This window comes from uncultured Aquimarina sp. (assembly GCF_947492115.1).
Classification (GTDB): Bacteria; Bacteroidota; Bacteroidia; order Flavobacteriales; family Flavobacteriaceae; genus Aquimarina.
Genome location: NZ_CANLMM010000004.1, coordinates 417,001 through 433,708, shown reverse-complemented (window position 1 = coordinate 433,708; position 16,708 = coordinate 417,001). Strand labels below are relative to the sequence as shown.

14 protein-coding genes are annotated in these 16,708 nt (G+C 33.3%); 7 read left to right on the top strand and 7 right to left on the bottom strand.

The window, feature by feature from the left end:
- Positions 1 to 2: 2 nt before the first annotated feature.
- The gene (locus tag Q1A73_RS15050; RefSeq protein ID WP_299607066.1) at positions 3 to 1,409 is read right to left on the bottom strand and encodes a CmpA/NrtA family ABC transporter substrate-binding protein; all 1,407 of its coding nucleotides are present in this window, start codon (positions 1,407 to 1,409) and stop codon (positions 3 to 5) included.
- A gap of 453 nt (positions 1,410 to 1,862) precedes the next feature.
- Here Q1A73_RS15050 and Q1A73_RS15045 point away from each other — a divergent pair, with 453 nt between their 5' ends.
- The gene (locus tag Q1A73_RS15045) at positions 1,863 to 2,696 is read left to right on the top strand and encodes a type IV pili methyl-accepting chemotaxis transducer N-terminal domain-containing protein (RefSeq protein WP_299607065.1); all 834 of its coding nucleotides are present in this window, start codon (positions 1,863 to 1,865) and stop codon (positions 2,694 to 2,696) included.
- Between the two features lie 18 nt (positions 2,697 to 2,714).
- Here Q1A73_RS15045 and Q1A73_RS15040 read toward each other — a convergent pair whose 3' ends face one another.
- Positions 2,715 to 3,401, bottom strand: a complete 687-nt coding sequence (locus tag Q1A73_RS15040; protein WP_299607064.1) for a response regulator transcription factor — start codon at positions 3,399 to 3,401, stop codon at positions 2,715 to 2,717.
- A gap of 270 nt (positions 3,402 to 3,671) precedes the next feature.
- On the opposite strand from Q1A73_RS15040, the gene Q1A73_RS15035 reads away from it, so the two are divergent.
- The 6 genes from Q1A73_RS15035 (at position 3,672) to Q1A73_RS15010 (ending at position 10,970) form a co-directional block, all read left to right on the top strand.
- Positions 3,672 to 4,979: a hypothetical protein gene (locus Q1A73_RS15035; RefSeq protein ID WP_299607063.1), complete on the top strand. Its 1,308-nt coding sequence runs from the start codon at positions 3,672 to 3,674 to the stop codon at positions 4,977 to 4,979.
- A 160-nt stretch (positions 4,980 to 5,139) separates the two neighbouring features.
- A complete protein-coding gene (gene nirB, locus Q1A73_RS15030; RefSeq protein ID WP_299607062.1) occupies positions 5,140 to 7,656 on the top strand; it encodes a nitrite reductase large subunit NirB in 2,517 nt (838 codons plus the stop codon).
- A 45-nt stretch (positions 7,657 to 7,701) separates the two neighbouring features.
- Entirely contained in the window at positions 7,702 to 8,079 is a 378-nt protein-coding gene (gene nirD, locus Q1A73_RS15025) for a nitrite reductase small subunit NirD (protein WP_299607061.1), read from the top strand.
- 62 nt (positions 8,080 to 8,141) lie between these two features.
- Positions 8,142 to 8,726: a DUF4202 domain-containing protein gene (locus Q1A73_RS15020; protein WP_299607060.1), complete on the top strand. Its 585-nt coding sequence runs from the start codon at positions 8,142 to 8,144 to the stop codon at positions 8,724 to 8,726.
- Positions 8,727 to 8,736: 10 nt separating this feature from the next.
- Positions 8,737 to 10,554: an ATP-binding protein gene (locus Q1A73_RS15015; RefSeq protein WP_299607059.1), complete on the top strand. Its 1,818-nt coding sequence runs from the start codon at positions 8,737 to 8,739 to the stop codon at positions 10,552 to 10,554.
- A 41-nt stretch (positions 10,555 to 10,595) separates the two neighbouring features.
- Entirely contained in the window at positions 10,596 to 10,970 is a 375-nt protein-coding gene (locus tag Q1A73_RS15010) for a hypothetical protein (RefSeq protein ID WP_299607058.1), read from the top strand.
- A 42-nt stretch (positions 10,971 to 11,012) separates the two neighbouring features.
- Here Q1A73_RS15010 and Q1A73_RS15005 read toward each other — a convergent pair whose 3' ends face one another.
- From Q1A73_RS15005 to Q1A73_RS14985, 5 genes are all read right to left on the bottom strand, one after another.
- On the bottom strand, positions 11,013 to 11,882 hold the full coding sequence (locus Q1A73_RS15005) for a BadF/BadG/BcrA/BcrD ATPase family protein (protein WP_299607057.1): 870 nt from the start codon (positions 11,880 to 11,882) through the stop codon (positions 11,013 to 11,015).
- Positions 11,883 to 11,971: 89 nt separating this feature from the next.
- Positions 11,972 to 12,973, bottom strand: coding sequence for a type I glyceraldehyde-3-phosphate dehydrogenase (gene gap / locus Q1A73_RS15000; protein ID WP_299607056.1), 1,002 nt, complete (start codon positions 12,971 to 12,973; stop codon positions 11,972 to 11,974).
- A 42-nt stretch (positions 12,974 to 13,015) separates the two neighbouring features.
- Positions 13,016 to 14,002 (bottom strand): 6-phosphofructokinase, encoded by a 987-nt coding sequence (gene pfkA, locus Q1A73_RS14995; RefSeq protein ID WP_299607055.1) that lies wholly within the window; start codon positions 14,000 to 14,002, stop codon positions 13,016 to 13,018.
- A gap of 266 nt (positions 14,003 to 14,268) precedes the next feature.
- Positions 14,269 to 15,015: a T9SS type A sorting domain-containing protein gene (locus tag Q1A73_RS14990; protein ID WP_299607054.1), complete on the bottom strand. Its 747-nt coding sequence runs from the start codon at positions 15,013 to 15,015 to the stop codon at positions 14,269 to 14,271.
- Positions 15,016 to 15,315: 300 nt separating this feature from the next.
- Positions 15,316 to 16,701, bottom strand: coding sequence for an alpha-amylase family glycosyl hydrolase (locus Q1A73_RS14985; protein ID WP_299607053.1), 1,386 nt, complete (start codon positions 16,699 to 16,701; stop codon positions 15,316 to 15,318).
- Positions 16,702 to 16,708: the final 7 nt, after the last annotated feature.

The window sequence follows — 16,708 nt, the reverse complement described above, 5'->3', positions numbered from 1 at the left end:
TTTTATTTCTCTATGCTTGAAACACCTTCTACATTTTCTTTATTTCCAATACCGAAACTATTAATGTATCCAATAGGATCTTTCGCATCGAACTTATTACCATCTATAAAATCTGTAGTAGCTGGCTTATACCCATCTGTTTTTGGTAATTCAGAAGCCTCTAAATGCCCTTCTGCTACTAATAAATTAGCTGCTTTAGTCCAAATGTCAGGACGATAAATATCTTTAATTGTTTTATCATACCACTCTGCTGGCTTACTTTCTGGAATTTGCCCCCAACGTCTCATTTGAGTTAAAAACCATATACCATCAGAATAGAATGGATATGTTGCATCATATCTATAGAACACATTAAAATCTGGCATCTCTCTTTTATCGCCTTTTTCAAATTCAAATGTTCCTGTCATAGAATTTGCTAAAACTGCCTCATCAGCACCAACATATTCTGGCATTGACAATATTTTTACCGCTTCTTTTCTATTACCTGGAGTATCTAACCATTTACCCGCTCTTATCAAAGCCTTTGTTACAGCTGTCGCAGTGTTAGGATACTGTTCAACGAATTTTTTAGTCATTACAAACACCTTTTCCGGATTATTTTTCCAGATATCGTAATTTGTAGTTACCGGTACTCCAATACCTTTAAATACCGCTTGCTGATTCCATGGCTCTCCTACACAATACCCATATATTGTACCTGCCTCTAAAGTAGCTGGCATTTGTGGTGGTGGTGTTACAGATAAAAGAACTTCAGCATCTATCTGACCCTGAATATTATCTTTCGAATACATACCAGGATTAATTCCAGCAGCAGCTAACCAATAACGTATTTCATAATTATGAGTAGAAACTGGAAATACCATCCCCATTTTAAAAGCTTTTCCTTCATTCTTATAAGACTCTATAACAGGTTTTAAAGCTTCGGCAGAAATAGGATGTATTGGTTTTCCATCTTCACCCTTAGGCACATTTGGTTTCATCTTAGACCAAACATCGTTAGAAACGGTGATTCCATTTCCATTTAAATCCATGGAAAAAGGTGTCACCAACTCCGCTTGTCTTCCAAAACCAGCACCAGCTGCAATTGGCTGACCTGCTAACATATGAGATCCGTCTAATTGCCCGTCGATCACACGATCTAATACATTTTTCCAGTTAGACTGAGCCTCTACTGATACAAAAAGCCCTTCATCCTCGAAAAAACCTTTTTCTTTTGCAATTGCTAAAGGCGCCATATCCGTTAACTTTATAAAACCAAACGTTAATTGAGGTTTCTCTATAGTTAATTTAGATGATTCTTCTTTGGCCTCTTCCCCACTTGAAGCGATTTCTTTCTTCTTTTCTCCTCCACAGGACAACATAACCAATGCAGTTAAGAAGATCCCTATTTTAAAATTCATTGTTTTCATAATTTGATTTTTGAAATTCAGCTAATAGAATACAACAAAATTAAGTATTAATACTTACTAAAAAAGTTTTAAGGAAAAAAAATACGTATTTATTGCGTTAATTACGTATTTCTCAAATTAGGTAGTTGTAGATTGAATTATTGATAATCTGAATAGGTCAAAAATTGAAATATGAACTCTCTTTAAAACTATTAAAATTGTAATGTTTTGAATATCAATATATTAACTGTATTACAGTATTTTTAATACGGTTTATCCATATTTAGAAAGAATCCCGTTTTACACAAAAAAAACTACGTACCAAATATTTGGTATTCTCAAAAAAAAATAAGTATTTTCGTACTAAATTACTTCAAAAACGTAAACATTTTCTTCTTAGTTTGTAAGTATTAATTTACCCAAGTTCATACCATACTATAGCACTAAAAAGTATAATTTCTTAAAAAATTATTTATGAAAAAAAGAACTATTAAAACCTTGCCCGTCATTTTTATTTTCTTAATAACGTGCGTCACAATAAATGCTCAATCTAATAGCTTTGGATCTATAACTTATGCCAAAGCGATTAATGTATCAGGAAAACAACGTATGTTATCACAGAAAATTTCGAAAGCATACTTATTAATGGCCAAAGGAATCAGCGATCCTTCTATTAAAAAAGAATTAAACTCGAGCAAATTTATATTTGAGAAACAACTTCAAATACTTACCACAAATGCTACAAGCTCCTCTACAAAGTTATCGCTAAAAAAAGTACAAACTTTATGGAATGATTTTAAGGCTATTATTATGAGCCCTCCAGATGTGCAAAACTCTTTGCGTATTGTAAAAACAAACACAGCTTTGCTAAAAGCCTGTAATGACGTCGTTATTAGTATAGAAAACAGTTATAATTATAATAATCAGTTTTTTCAAAATAAGAATAAGGATTTTGCAAAAACTATCAATATTTCAGGAAGACAACGTATGTTATCACAAAGACTATGTCTTTATTATACTGCTGCAACCATGTTTAAAGGCGAAGGTCCTGAATTTAAGAAAATACTTAGTGAAACTTACCAAAAATTCGATACTACCATTGGAGAATTACTTATAAGTAGTTATAACAGCACAGAGATCGAAGAAGAGTTAGGAGTTGTAATGTCGTATTGGGAAAAGTTTCAAACAAATCAAAGAGGATTACTTAACGGTGAATTCCCTTTACAAGAAATGTTTGCGACCACAAACCAGTTAACAAAGTCCTTTAATAAAATTACAGGTTTATACGAAGGAATAGCAAACAATTAGTGGATTAGCTTCTTAAAGTCAGGGAATCATATCAAATTCTCTGGCTTTTTTGCTAAGTTCCAATACATTTTTAACCCCCATTTTTTTCATCAGATTAAAACGATGAACTTCTGTTGTTCGTTTACTAATTTCTAATTCCGAAGCGATATCCTTGTTAGTCATACCAGAAACAGCCAATTTCAAAATTTGATTTTCTCTTTTTGTTAAATCAAAAGGGTTGTTCTTCGCTTGCTTCACCTTTACATCCGACTTTTCCTCTATTTGATCTGCTTTTTTAGCACTACCTTTATTAAGCAAGTTCTTTACTAATATAGAAGAAACATCACCGCTAAAATACTTATTTCCTTTACTAACAGTAGATAAAGCTTTCAAAAACTCTTCTTTTCCTGCGTCTTTTAGCAAATAACCATCTGCACCAGCATTGATCGATTGCAAAATATACTCATCCGAGTCATGCATAGACAACATAATGGATTTAGAAGCTACAGATAATTCAGTTAGCTTCTCTACAGTTTCTATCCCAGACATTTCAGGCATTCTAATATCACAAATTACAATATCTGGATTTAGAGATTGTACCAAATCTATTGCATCCTTACCATTAGAGGCCTCTCCGATAACCTTATATTGTTCTTCATCTTCTAAAAGAGAACGAATTCCATCTCTAACCAAAAAATGATCATCCACTAATACAATACTTACCATTTTAACTCAATACTTAATTTATGATTACTATAATTTACGTATCAATACGCCCTTCTATGAGTCAAAGATATGAATAATTCAAAAAAGGCTTCTAGAAATTGACAATCTTTGAAATAAAAATAAGTATTTTTATCTAAAAAACACAAAGAATATACGTATTAATACTTAGTTTTGAAAAGTTCAATTAATATATCAGCTAATAGGATTAATTGAAAAAACTTAGCAATGGTGTGAACAATTTATAACACACATTAAACAAAAACTTAAGAGATGAAAAACAAATTATTCTTTACCATACTATTACCGGTGATGGTATTTAAGGGAGAAGCGCAAGAGTTAAGTGTAGATGCTATGGTTCGACCTCGATTCGAATATCGTCATGGTTTTCAAGATGTTGCACCAGAAGATGTGGAAGGATCTGCCTTCGTATCACAACGTTCTGCCTTATTGGTTAAATATAGCGATTCCAAAATCACAACTTTTTTAGATTTACAAGGTACAAGTGTATGGGGTGATAGACCTCAACTTTCTACTGCTGATGACCAAGGAAATGGTGGATTTAGAGTAAACCGTGCCTGGGCATTACTTTCTCTCGGTGGCGGATGGTCAACAAAAGTAGGACGTCAATTCTTAAGCTATGACGATCAGAGAATTTTAGGGGCTCTTGGATGGGCTGATCAACAAAGAACTCACGATGCAGCTTTGATACGTTACAAAAACTCTGGCTTAAAACTAGATGTTGGTTTTGCGTTTAACCAAAACGGAATTAGTAATTTCGGTAATGTTTTCCAACCTTCAGGTGCTGGACAACCTGTGTTTCAGTATAAATCATTACAGTTTTTACACTTAAACAATAAATTCAGTGAATCATTTTCAGGAAGTTTTCTTTTCTTAAATAATCAGTTTCAAGCTCTTGACGGAACCGGAGCTGCTATAGACCGATTTATTTCCCGACATACCACTGGGGTTTACAGTAAGTACAAAAAAGGTGCATTTGGTTTAGACGGTAGTTTTTATTATCAGTTTGGAGATTTTACAGAAACAGTGAGTATTGGCGCTTACCAAGCGATGTTAAATTTAACCTATAAACCGGGTAAAACTTTATTTGGAATAGGAGCCGAAATTCTAAGTGGTAACGATCCTGATACTGCAGATAAAACGGAAGCATTTTTTCCGCTTTTCGGAACAAATCACAAGTTTAACGGTTTTCAAGACTTCTTCTACGTAGGTCGTCATGCAAACAATGGTGGATTATTAGATCTTAATGTTAAAGCTGTATTTAAACTAGGTGAAAAATCAACATTACTAACCAAAGCACATTATTTTTCAGGTTTAGAAGATGCTGCATTTAATGGAGCTTCATATGAAGCTGGCTCATATGGTACATCAGTAGATTTAGTGTTTACGCAAAAAATTACTTCATACGCTAAATTAAACATAGGGTATTCACAGTCTTTTCTTAATGAAGATTTTGCCAATGCAAGAGCTGGTGGAGAAGCTGATAGTATACAAAATTGGGGATGGGTAATGTTAACGGTAAACCCAAACTTATTTAAATGGAATAAATCAAAAGAATAAATCAACCGATTTTAGTTTATTTATGAAAACCTGCAATTATATTTTGCAGGTTTTTTTATGCATTATTTCGAATTTCTCAATGACAAACATATATAATTACGTAATTCTTATTAATTAAATACGTATTAATACTTAATTTTGAATTTTAAATACGTAACTAATGAAGAAGGTTGTAGTAATAGGTAACGGAATGGTAGGTTATAAGTTTTGCGAAAAGTTTGTAGCCTCAGAAAAGTTTAATGATTATAAGTTAATCGTATTTGGGGAAGAACCAAGACAAGCTTATGACAGAGTACATTTAAGTGAATTTTACGATGGTAAAACTGCTGAAGATCTAAGTATGTCAACAGCCAGTTGGTATGAAGAAAACAACATAGATCTTCATATTTCAGAAATGATTACTGAGATTAATAGAGAACAAAAAACAGTAGCCAATCATCGTGGTGACACTTATTCCTATGACTATCTTGTATTAGCTACTGGATCTTCCGCTTTCGTTCCTCCGATTGAAGGTGTTGATAAAGAAGGTGTTTTTGTATATCGAACAATTGAAGATTTAGAAGCTACAGAAGCCTACGCAAAAAAATTAAAAGCTCAAGGCAAAACAGAAGCTGCAGTTCTTGGTGGAGGATTATTAGGCTTAGAAGCTGCCAATGCAGTAAAAAACCTTGGACTAAATGCACATGTGGTAGAATTTGCTCCTAGATTAATGCCAAGACAATTGGATAAAGGAGCAAGTGATATGCTACAAGCTAAAATAGAAAGCTTAGGGTTACAAGTACATCTATCGAAACAAACAAAGTTTATACAAGGTGCAAAAGCGATTGAAGGACTACAATATATAGATGATACCGAATTAAAAGTAGATATGTTAGTCGTTTCTGCTGGTATAAGACCTCGTGATGAAGTTGCAAAAGAAGCTGGATTAGAAGTAGGAACTAGAGGAGGCATCGTAGTAAACCAGCAAATGCAGACTTCGGATGAATCTATTTATGCCATAGGAGAATGCGCCTTATTAAATAGTATGATTTATGGATTGGTAGCTCCTGGTTATGACATGGCAGAAATTGCTGTTGATCAAATTACTGGCGGCACTCGTGAAATGCCCGAGTATATTGATATGTCTACTCAATTAAAATTGATTGGTACCGAGGTTGCTAGTTTTGGAGACGCACTAAATGAAGCAAAAAAAGAAGTAGATGAGATTACTTATGAAAATAAACGCAAAGGAGTTTACAAGAAAATCAACGTATCTAAAGATGGCACTAAACTATTAGGCGGTATTTTAGTTGGAGATTCTTCAGATTATAATTCTCTTTTCCAAATTTATATTAATGGCTTAAAACTTCCTGAAGAGCCAGAAGATCTTATCCTAGGAAGCAGAGGTGCTGATGGAGGTGCTCTTTTAGGCGATGTAATGGATCTACCAGATGATGCACAGATTTGTTCCTGTGAGAGTGTTACTAAAGGACAAATATGTGGCGCCATAGAAAGTGGTGAAGCTAATGATCTTGGAGAAGTAATTTCATGTACAAAAGCTGGAACAGGATGTGGTGGATGTAAACCAATGGTAAAAGATTTAGTAAATGCTACTCTAACTTCATTAGGAAAAGAAGTAAAAGACAACATCTGCGAGCATTTTGATTATAACAGACAAGAACTGTATGATATTATTAAAGTAAAAGGTTATAGAACTTATGATGAAGTACTGGATACCTATGGTAAAGGTGATGGATGTGAAGTGTGTAAACCTGTAATTGCCTCTATCATGGCGAGTTTATACGCAGACACTGCTAATGAAGAAATAGCAATTCAAGACTCTAATGATCGTTTTCTAGCAAATATTCAACGAAATGGAACATATTCTGTAGTACCTAGAATTCCTGGAGGAGAAATCACTCCAGAAAAACTTATTGTTCTTGGAGAAGTAGGAAAAAAATACGATTTGTATACAAAAATAACGGGTGGTCAACGAGTGGACTTTTTCGGAGCTAGATTGGATCAATTACCGTTAATCTGGAAAGATTTAATAGATCATGGTTTTGAAAGTGGGCATGCATACGGTAAATCTCTTCGAACGGTAAAAAGTTGTGTTGGATCTACTTGGTGCAGATACGGAATGGATGAAAGTGTGAGCTTTGCTATAGAATTAGAAGAACGTTATAAAGGATTACGATCTCCTCACAAAATAAAAGGAGGTGTATCTGGATGCATTAGAGAATGTGCTGAAGCAAGATGTAAAGATTTTGGTGTCATCGCAGTAGAAGGAGGATGGAATTTATACGTTTGTGGAAACGGTGGAGCGAATCCTAGACACGCAGAATTATTAGCAGAGCAAATAGATAATGAAACTGTAATCAAATACATCGACAGATTTTTGATGTATTACATCAGAACTGCAGCTCCGCTTGAAAGAACAGCAAAGTGGTTAGATAATTTAGAAGGTGGGATTGAGTATTTAAAAGAAGTTGTTGTAGACGATAAACTACAATTAGCGGAAGAGCTTGAAAATGAAATGGCAAAGCTGGTTGATTCTTTCCAATGTGAATGGACTCAAGCCATACAGGATGAAGAAATCATGAAACGTTTCAATCATTTTGTAAATAGTGACGATACCGATGATAACTTGGTATTCGTTCCATTAAGAGATCAAAAAATGCCACAACATTGGAAGTAGACTATCCAGGAAATGAGTCTAACAAGTATGTAAAATAGTAAGAGTATGGAAGAAATTTTAGAAATATACAAGACTACTAGTTTAGAGAGTGTAAAAGTTTGGTTTGAAGCAGCTAAAGTAGAAGATTTTCCAAAAAATGGAGGTGCTTGCGTTAAATACAAAGGAAAACAGATTGCTGTCTTTAATTTTGAAAGAAAAAATGCATGGTACGCGTGTCAAAATGTGTGTCCTCACAAAATGGAAATGGTTCTAAGTAGAGGAATGATTGGAGATCACTCAGGAATACCGAAAGTTGCTTGCCCGATGCATAAAAAAACATTTTCTTTAGAAAGTGGTGAAAATTTAAATGGGGATTTAGCTGCTATTGCTACATACCCTGTTAAGGTAGAAGACGGAACCGTATTTATCGGTTTTGAAGAATAATCAATATTATATTCCTTATAAAAGCCTTACATTAGCAAGTATTCTAATCATAGTTTACTTTTATGCCAACCACAAAATTAGACCAAGTTTTTTCGCTTATCGATAAATTAAATGCTCAAGATCCGAATACTGAAAATGTTAATAAGGAACAGGTAGCAAAAGAGTTAATTTATGGACAAAGAATGAGTGCTACACTTTCTAAGTTTGAAAAGACCCCTTCTGAAGCATTACAAATAGCAGCTAGAGCTCAACATATATGTCGCTGGGAAATACCACGAAACCAGTATCCAATGGACCGTGTTGGCTATTTAAAATGGAGAGAAGAACTGAAAAAGTTTCATGCAGCTAAGACTTCTGAAATCATGTCAGAAGTTGGGTATGATCAAGAAATGATAGATAGAGTTTCATTTTTAATACAGAAAAAGAAACTTAAAAAAGATGAGGGAACCCAAATCTTAGAAGATGTAATTTGTTTGGTTTTTTTAGAGTTCTACTATACCGACTTTTTCGAAAAGCATTCTGACGAAAAAGTTATCGATATATTGCAAAAAACATGGAGAAAAATGTCTGAACGAGGACAGGAAGCGGCATTGCAATTATCGTATACCGAAAAAGGACTGGAATTGATACAAAAAGCGATCGGTTAATTTTGTTAAATTGAATAAATTAGAGTCACTAGATCTTCAAACGTTTAATCGCCTTAGTAAAATTTATATTATTGCGCTAGGCGCTATTGCTATTTTCACTATCGGAGGTCAGTTCTTTATTCAACGATATCTTAATTCTCAGATTGATGATTCTAAAATCATAAATATTTCTGGTAGACAAAGAATGTTAAGCCAAAAGCTTACTAAAGAACTATTACTACTTAGTAACGCTACCAATTCTATATCAAAAAAAAGATATTTGAATGACCTAGAAGCAACCATTAGTCTTTGGAAAACATCCCACGAGAGATTAAGACGCTATAATGATTCGATTCCTAAAGGTAAAAATGATAGTACCGAAATCAAGCGGATGTTCTTGGTTTTACAACCCTATTTCGAAACTATTTATGAAAATAGTTTGCAAATAGTTTCATTAGCCCGAAATGATTCCATTAACAATGAAATACTAACCCCATATCTAAATAGTGTTATCTTCAACGAACCTCTTTTCCTGAAACAAATGGATGCTATTGTATTTAGGTATGAAAAAGATGCACAAGAAAAAATTTCAAGCCTTAAACGGATAGAATATTTACTATTTGGATTGATTATTTTAATATTAGTCTTTGAGTTTTTCCTTTTATTTAGACCTGTAGCACTAAGTATTAAAAAGACCATATTTGATCTTCTGATCTCACAAAAAGACGCTACTGATATGGCAAAAAATGCTGAGAAACTGAGGAAAATTCAAAATGAAAATGTACAAGAACTTATTTCTTTAACCAAAGCATTAGATCAAACATTGCTTTACGCTAGAGTAAATGAACAAGGATTTATTAAAAATTTAGGAGAGCGTTTTCGAAAAGTTCTAAATGTAGATCAAAAAGTAGATCAAAAAAACCTTGTTGAACTTATGAAATTAAGTGAATTACAGACCAATAGACTTTTGCTTCTTATTGCACAAAACAAAGGTGGTGTTTTTAATGAAGAATTTGAATTTACTACAAGTGAAGGTCAAAAAATGTGGTTGGACATTTCTATCCTTAATGTATTTAAGGAATCTGGTAATAGTGAAAGGTTGGTTCTTTGTTCTGATATTTCTAAAAGAAAAGAAGCTCAATTAGAAATTAAAAGGTTAACAGATTTAGAATATCGCCAAAAAGAGGAATTACAAAAATCAAATGCCAGTCAGATAGTAGAAGCGCAAGAAGAGGAAAGAAAACGAATTGCCAAAGAAATTCATGATAGTATTGGCCAAATGCTTACTGCATTAAAATTTAATATAGAATCGATTAACACGGAGAATGTAGAGAAAACAAATCAAAAAATTGAAGGATTAAAAAAATTATCCAAAGATTTGATTCTTGGGATTAGAACTGCCACCTTTAATCTTACACCTCCAGAATTAAAAGATTATGGTATTAGTATTGCCCTTCAGAAAATGGCAAAAGAATTAACCAAACTAACCAGCAAAAATATCATTCTCCAAGACACATCTGACACAGATATTCGTTTTGATTCGTTAGTCGAAACCAATTTATATAGGGTTACACAAGAAGCCGTAAATAATGCTATTAAATATGCTAATTCTGAATACATACTCATTAAAATAAATAGCTCAGAATCCGTTTTAAGTATAAGTATTGAAGATAATGGTAAAGGTTTTGATCTAAGTAAAATTCCGGATAAGCCAAAAAACAATGCCGAAGGTGGAATGGGTCTATTTTTTATGAAAGAGCGAATGAACTATATAAATGGCCGAATATTTATAAGTAGTACACCCGAAAAAGGAACAAGAATTACCTTAAATTACAATTTTAATAAATAAAATATATACTTTTACCCAGAATTATTCCCCAAAAAAGAAAAGTGAAAACAACAAAGGAAAACATAAAGTATTTAATGAACTGGGATTCCAAAAGAATTTGGAAGGAAGAGACCATTAGCAAAAAGTTTATTAAATATCTTAAAGAAAAAGAGGTTGAAAAACTAATTTCGGACAACAAAACACAACTAGGAATTATTTCCGAAAGGGATGTAATAGATTGGATTGATCAAGAAGAGAATGACAGTTTTTGGCACAATGAAATGAAAAAACACATCTGCGAAAAAATAATCAAAGATGATGATGATTATTTTGTAGGTTGTGATTACGAGGATTTTGAAGGGTCTTACTTTTTTGTAGCTAGCTTATGGAAAATGGAAAAAGGAGAAAATCTGATAATTTTAGAACATTACCATTAACTTCTCCTTCTTTTAATTTTCTTCAAGGTAACGTTATCTTACCTATACGTTATTTGGATTTTTCTGAATCACATCATTTCGGTAATAATCTATAATACCGTCAATTGGTCTTCTTACGATATTACCAACCGTTAAATGATAAGGCCATACTGCTGCTCGGATAATATCCTCACTGAAATGTGCAATAGATCCAATGAAGTGTACTGGTACATTTTGTGCTTCAGGGAAACATAAAACCCTAGTTTCTACAAATTCCTGAATTCCTTCTGTAATAATTTTATAAAAGTATCCGTTACGTTCACTTGTAAAAATAAACTCTGCAAATGATGCTAGATAGGTATTAGGATTTTCCTTTTTATATAAATTTTCTTTTATAGTATCAGAGGAAAGGTCGAAACGTTTTTCAAACTCTCCTGCCACCTCCGGAGGCATCCTTTTATAATAATAATCTCTTATCAGCCGTTTTCCAAAATAGTTCCCACTAGCTTCATCCATTAAAATATACCCTAACGAATCTACGGCCATGTGTATATTATCACCATCGAAATAACAGCTGTTAGAACCTGTTCCTAAAATACACACAATACCAGGTTCTGTAGTTGCAGCATACACGGCTGCTACCATATCTTCTCTAACAATGACATCTGCATTGACAAAAAAGTTTTCAAACACTTTTTTTAGCATCGCAGCTGGTTTCTCCGTACCACATCCTGCTCCATAAAAGTGAACTGCCTCAATTGTTGTACTATGTTCGGTTAACTCGGCATTAGCCCGAACTCGCTTTTCTAACAAAGACTTTTCAAATACAGCAGGATTTAATCCTTCTGTACGCGTTTTAAACACGATTTCCCCTACATCATCAAGGAGAATCCAATCGCACTTAGTAGAACCACCGTCAGCTATTAAAATCATTTAAAAAAAAATTTGTTGTGTGTGTATGTATATCTAAGAAAAAAGCCCCAATAACATTCCGAAATCAGGGCAATATCATATATTACTCCTTATAGATTTCCTACGTATGATGAAAGATCAACTAATTTAGATGAGTATCCATATTCATTATCATACCAAGATACCAACTTAAAGAAATTGTCGTTTAAAGCAATTCCTGCTCCCGCATCGAAAGTAGAAGTATGATCTTCTCCAACAAAATCTTGTGATACTACATCCTCATCTGTATATGCTAGTACACCTTTCAATTCGTTTTCTGAAGCCTTTTTCACAACTGCCTTAAGTTCATCATAAGATACAGATTTCTTAGTTCTTACAGTAAGATCTACCACAGAAACATCAGCCGTTGGAACTCTGAACGCCATTCCTGTAAGCTTTCCATTTAACTCTGGAATAACTTTACCTACCGCTTTTGCAGCTCCTGTTGATGAAGGAATAATGTTATTTAGGGAAGATCTTCCTAATCTAAAGTTCTTTTTAGATGGAGCATCTACCACTGCCTGTGTAGCTGTAGCTGCATGCACTGTAGTCATTAATCCTTCTTCTATACCAAAGTTATCATTGATTACTTTAGCTAAAGGAGCTAAACAATTTGTTGTACAAGATGCATTAGAAACAATAGTATCTGTTGGCTTAACATCTTTATGATTTACTCCCATTACAAACATTGGTGCATCAGCAGAAGGTGCAGAAATCACTACCTTTTTAGCTCCTGCTTTTAAATGAGCATCCGCTTTATCTAAAGTGGTGAAAATACCTGTACAATCCATTACTACTTCTACTCCAGCTTCGTCCCACTTTAAATCTTCAGGGTTTCTTTCTGCAGTAACACGAATTGCTTTACCATCTACCACTAACTTCCCATCTTCTACTGCTATAGTTCCATCATACTTTCCGTGAACGGAATCGTACTCTAACAAATAAGCCAGGTGGTTTACATCTAACAAATCGTTAATAGCTACTATTTCTACATTCTCGCGTTTAGAAGCAATTCTAAAGGCAATTCTTCCAATTCTACCGAAACCGTTAATTCCAATTTTTAACGTACTCATACTTAATAATTTAGTTGTTTTTGATTTAAAACGTGGTTATATTTAAACTGAAGTTATATCAGCTACTTTTATTAATCTATCGTGTTTATGTGTTCTTTTTCCCAAAGCTGTGGTAAGCGGTACGATTGTAACCTGCTTGTGTACAATTCCGATCATTACCTGACTTTTTCCCTCTAATAAAGTTTCTACGGCGCCTACTCCTAATTTGCTTGCCAAAACTCGATCATAACAGCTTGGTGCACCACCTCTTTGTATATGACCAAGTACTGAAACTCTAACTTCATAATCTTCCAAATTTTCTTCTACATATTCTCCTAATTCGAAAATATTCTTTCCGGACTTATCTCCTTCAGCAACTACTATGATACTAGATGTCTTTCCTGTTTTTTTACTTTTTCTAAGGGACTCTATAAGTCTATCAATCCCCATATCTTCTTCAGGAATTAGTATTTCCTCTGCTCCTGCTCCAATTCCTGCATTTAGAGCAATATCTCCTGCATCTCTTCCCATAACTTCGATCAAAAATAATCTGTTATGCGAACTTGCCGTATCTCGTATTTTATCAATTGCTTCTACAACCGTATTTAGTGCAGTATCATATCCAATGGTATAATCTGTTCCATTAATATCATTATCTATAGTACCTGGAATACCTACTACCGGAAAATTGAATTCTTCTGATAATTTTAAAGCTCCGGTAAAACTTCCATCACCTCCTATTACTATAAGAGCATCTATATTGTTTTTGATAAGATTATCATGGGCTTTTTTTCTACCTTCTTCTGTCCTGAAGTCATTGGAACGTGCTGATTTTAGAAAAGTTCCTCCTTTATTTATAATATTTCTTACTGAACGCGCATTTAGTTTTTCCATTTCGTTATGTATAAGACCTTCATAACCTTTATACACACCAAAACATTCAACCTCATAATAACTACATGCACGAACAACTGCTCTAATAGCAGCGTTCATACCTGGAGCATCTCCTCCAGAAGTTAGAACCGCAATATTTTTCACTTTTTCCATCATTGAAGCCAAATCTATTGTTATTGATCACAATAACCTAATTTGCCTAAAATCTAAAACGTTTTCGGTTAATAAATTCAGTAATTGCTGACAAAAAAGGTACGGTTTTAACATATTTATATCTAAAATGTTAAGGAATAAGTAAAATTTCAAAATTGTATAAACATGAGTATATTTCCTTTATAATTCATACAAAATCAAAAAACGGCTTACATTCATAAACCGTTCCTTAAAATTTTAAACTTAAAATTATAAACTTTATAAAATTTTTACTTCACAAATTGTTTAGTAACTATTCCATCTTGAGAGGTATAGGTTTTTAATAAGTAATTCCCTTTTGGAAACTTCTTAATATCAATTGTATTAGAATGATATGTTCCTAATAATTGAAAGTTTAAATTATAAATTTCATGTTTTTCAATTCTTCCTTTATATTCTACATTAAGAATATTACTACTAGGATTTGGAAATATTTTAAGATTATTCCCTGGAGTAGTATCTACCGCACCTGCATTATTATCTTTAGGTAAGATATCACCATCTTTTCCAAAAGCACCAGAAAAAATAGTATTTACTGCACTACTATCTAACCTAGATGGTGAGCAATCTTGCATTTCTATAGCAGTCCAACGAATCACCCAATCTCTATCCTGAGCTGTACTTGCTCTTAAAGGATTAGGAAAATTAAGAGATCCGACAGTAGGCAAATCAGATGGAGCATCTGTCCATCGCAAATATACTCTAAAACCAGTTGGTGTTGTATTATAAATTGAAGGAACCCCAGAAATATACCAATGAAACCCTTTGTTACTTATGGATTCCAAGGTTACTAAATAATGAGGTGTCGTAGTAAAACCACAAGATTTCGTATCTACATCTACATAGATTCCCGTCGTGTTGTAATCAACCCAATCATTTGGAGATGTTACCCCTTGACCAATTTTAATTTGCGCATTGATCACCGAAAAATTAAAAGCGAAAAAGCAAATGAATAAAAGTGTTTTAAGAGTTTTCATAATTAAAATGAAGTTTAATGGTTAGAAATAATTGATTTAGCTAAATCTGAATCTCTAAATTATAGAAATACTGCTTCATTTTATTGTGGAAATACCTTTTAATTAAGGAAAAATTCCCTTAATTAATCATAAAATAACATAACTCAATAAAAAAGATCAATTTATAATCTTCATTTCAAATTCATCTTTCCAAAGTATCCTAGATTACAATTTAGAAACTTTAACGCCATCATAATTTAAAAAAACAAAAAAGCAGTGTTTTAGAAACACTGCTTTTACAATTCCTTTTATCTAGCTTAACTACTCAATTAAAATTAAGTATTGCCATGGATCTAAGTCATATTCTTGTCCTTTGGCACCCATTATAGATTCACCAGAAAGATATTCTTTAAACTCTCCTTCATATTCTGCGGTAAATTTCACAGGTTCTTTTGTCATGTTCGCCACAAAAATCACTTTATGATTTTCCTTTTCACGTTTAAACGCTAAAACTTTATCATCAGCAGAAGTTTTTATTCTTTCATAAGAAGCAGCACTTTTTCCTCCGTGTAATGCTATATTCTCATTTTTTAGCTTACCTAGTTTTTCGTATAATGGATAAAACACTCCCTTCTTTTTAATAATGGTATCCTTTTCAAAGAATAACAAACGTTTATCCATATCATATTCTTGTCCAGAATATATTAATGGCATTCCCGGTGTTACATAGGATAGTGCTGCAAATAGTTCTTTAGCATCTCCCATTCTTTCCTGTACGGTACCATTCCACGAGTTTTCATCATGATTAGAAGTAAAATTCATTAATATATCATCTGCAGCATACATAGAATCAACTTGTTTCATTCTCTTATCCCAAGCTGCTACTGTATTCTCTCCTTTTGCGATATGATTCATTACATGATGTGTATCCCATCCATATCCCATATCGAATGCGTTCTCCATCAATTCTGGTTCCCATCCTTCGGCTAACATAAATACTGGTTTTATTTTCTTTAGTTCAGCTACGGTAGATTCCCAAAAATCAACAGGGACCATTCCTGCTACATCACAACGAAAACCATCTACTCCTTCTTCTTTCAACCAATATTGCATAGCTTTTAACATTTCTGCTCTCATCTCCTGATTATCGTAATTAAGATCTGCTACATCTGTCCAATCGGTTCCTACCGTATGTGTTATTTCACCTTTATCATCTTTAGTATAAAATTCTGGATGTTCTTTTAACCAAACATGATCCCAACCAGTATGATTAGCAACCCAATCCAATATTACATAGATACCATTATCATGAGCAGTCTTTACTAAATCTCTAAAATCTTCTAAAGTTCCAAATTCAGGATTTACTTTTGTGTAATCCGAAATAGCATAATAGCTTCCTAATGGACCTTTACTTTTGGTAGTTGATATTGGATATATTGGCATAACCCATAATACTTTTACTCCAAGATTTTTTAATGTTGGAATGTCTTTAGTAAAAGCTTTAAAAGATCCTTCTTCTGAATACTGTCGTATGTTAGCTTCATATATAACAGCATTCTCCATCATTGCATTACTTATTGGTGCTAGTTCCTCTTTTACTTCCTCAGTAATAGTTTCCGTGACCTCTGCGACGGTTTCTTCCTTTTTTGTCTTTCCGCAAGAAGTTACAATACCCGCTAATAAAAGACCTAAGATTATTCTTTTCATTTGTTCT

Bases quoted from the DNA above. Each gene is read 5' to 3' on its own strand.
- Q1A73_RS15050 (WP_299607066.1), bottom strand. From the start codon at position 1,409: ATGAAAACAATGAATTTTAAAATAGGGATCTTCTTAACTGCATTGGTT.
- Q1A73_RS15045 (WP_299607065.1), top strand. From the start codon at position 1,863: ATGAAAAAAAGAACTATTAAAACCTTGCCCGTCATTTTTATTTTCTTA.
- Q1A73_RS15040 (WP_299607064.1), bottom strand. From the start codon at position 3,401: ATGGTAAGTATTGTATTAGTGGATGATCATTTTTTGGTTAGAGATGGA.
- Q1A73_RS15035 (WP_299607063.1), top strand. From the start codon at position 3,672: ATGAAAAACAAATTATTCTTTACCATACTATTACCGGTGATGGTATTT.
- nirB (WP_299607062.1), top strand. From the start codon at position 5,140: ATGAAGAAGGTTGTAGTAATAGGTAACGGAATGGTAGGTTATAAGTTT.
- nirD (WP_299607061.1), top strand. From the start codon at position 7,702: ATGGAAGAAATTTTAGAAATATACAAGACTACTAGTTTAGAGAGTGTA.
- Q1A73_RS15020 (WP_299607060.1), top strand. From the start codon at position 8,142: ATGCCAACCACAAAATTAGACCAAGTTTTTTCGCTTATCGATAAATTA.
- Q1A73_RS15005 (WP_299607057.1), bottom strand. From the start codon at position 11,882: ATGATTTTAATAGCTGACGGTGGTTCTACTAAGTGCGATTGGATTCTC.
- gap (WP_299607056.1), bottom strand. From the start codon at position 12,973: ATGAGTACGTTAAAAATTGGAATTAACGGTTTCGGTAGAATTGGAAGA.
- pfkA (WP_299607055.1), bottom strand. From the start codon at position 14,002: ATGATGGAAAAAGTGAAAAATATTGCGGTTCTAACTTCTGGAGGAGAT.
- Q1A73_RS14990 (WP_299607054.1), bottom strand. From the start codon at position 15,015: ATGAAAACTCTTAAAACACTTTTATTCATTTGCTTTTTCGCTTTTAAT.
- Q1A73_RS14985 (WP_299607053.1), bottom strand. From the start codon at position 16,701: ATGAAAAGAATAATCTTAGGTCTTTTATTAGCGGGTATTGTAACTTCT.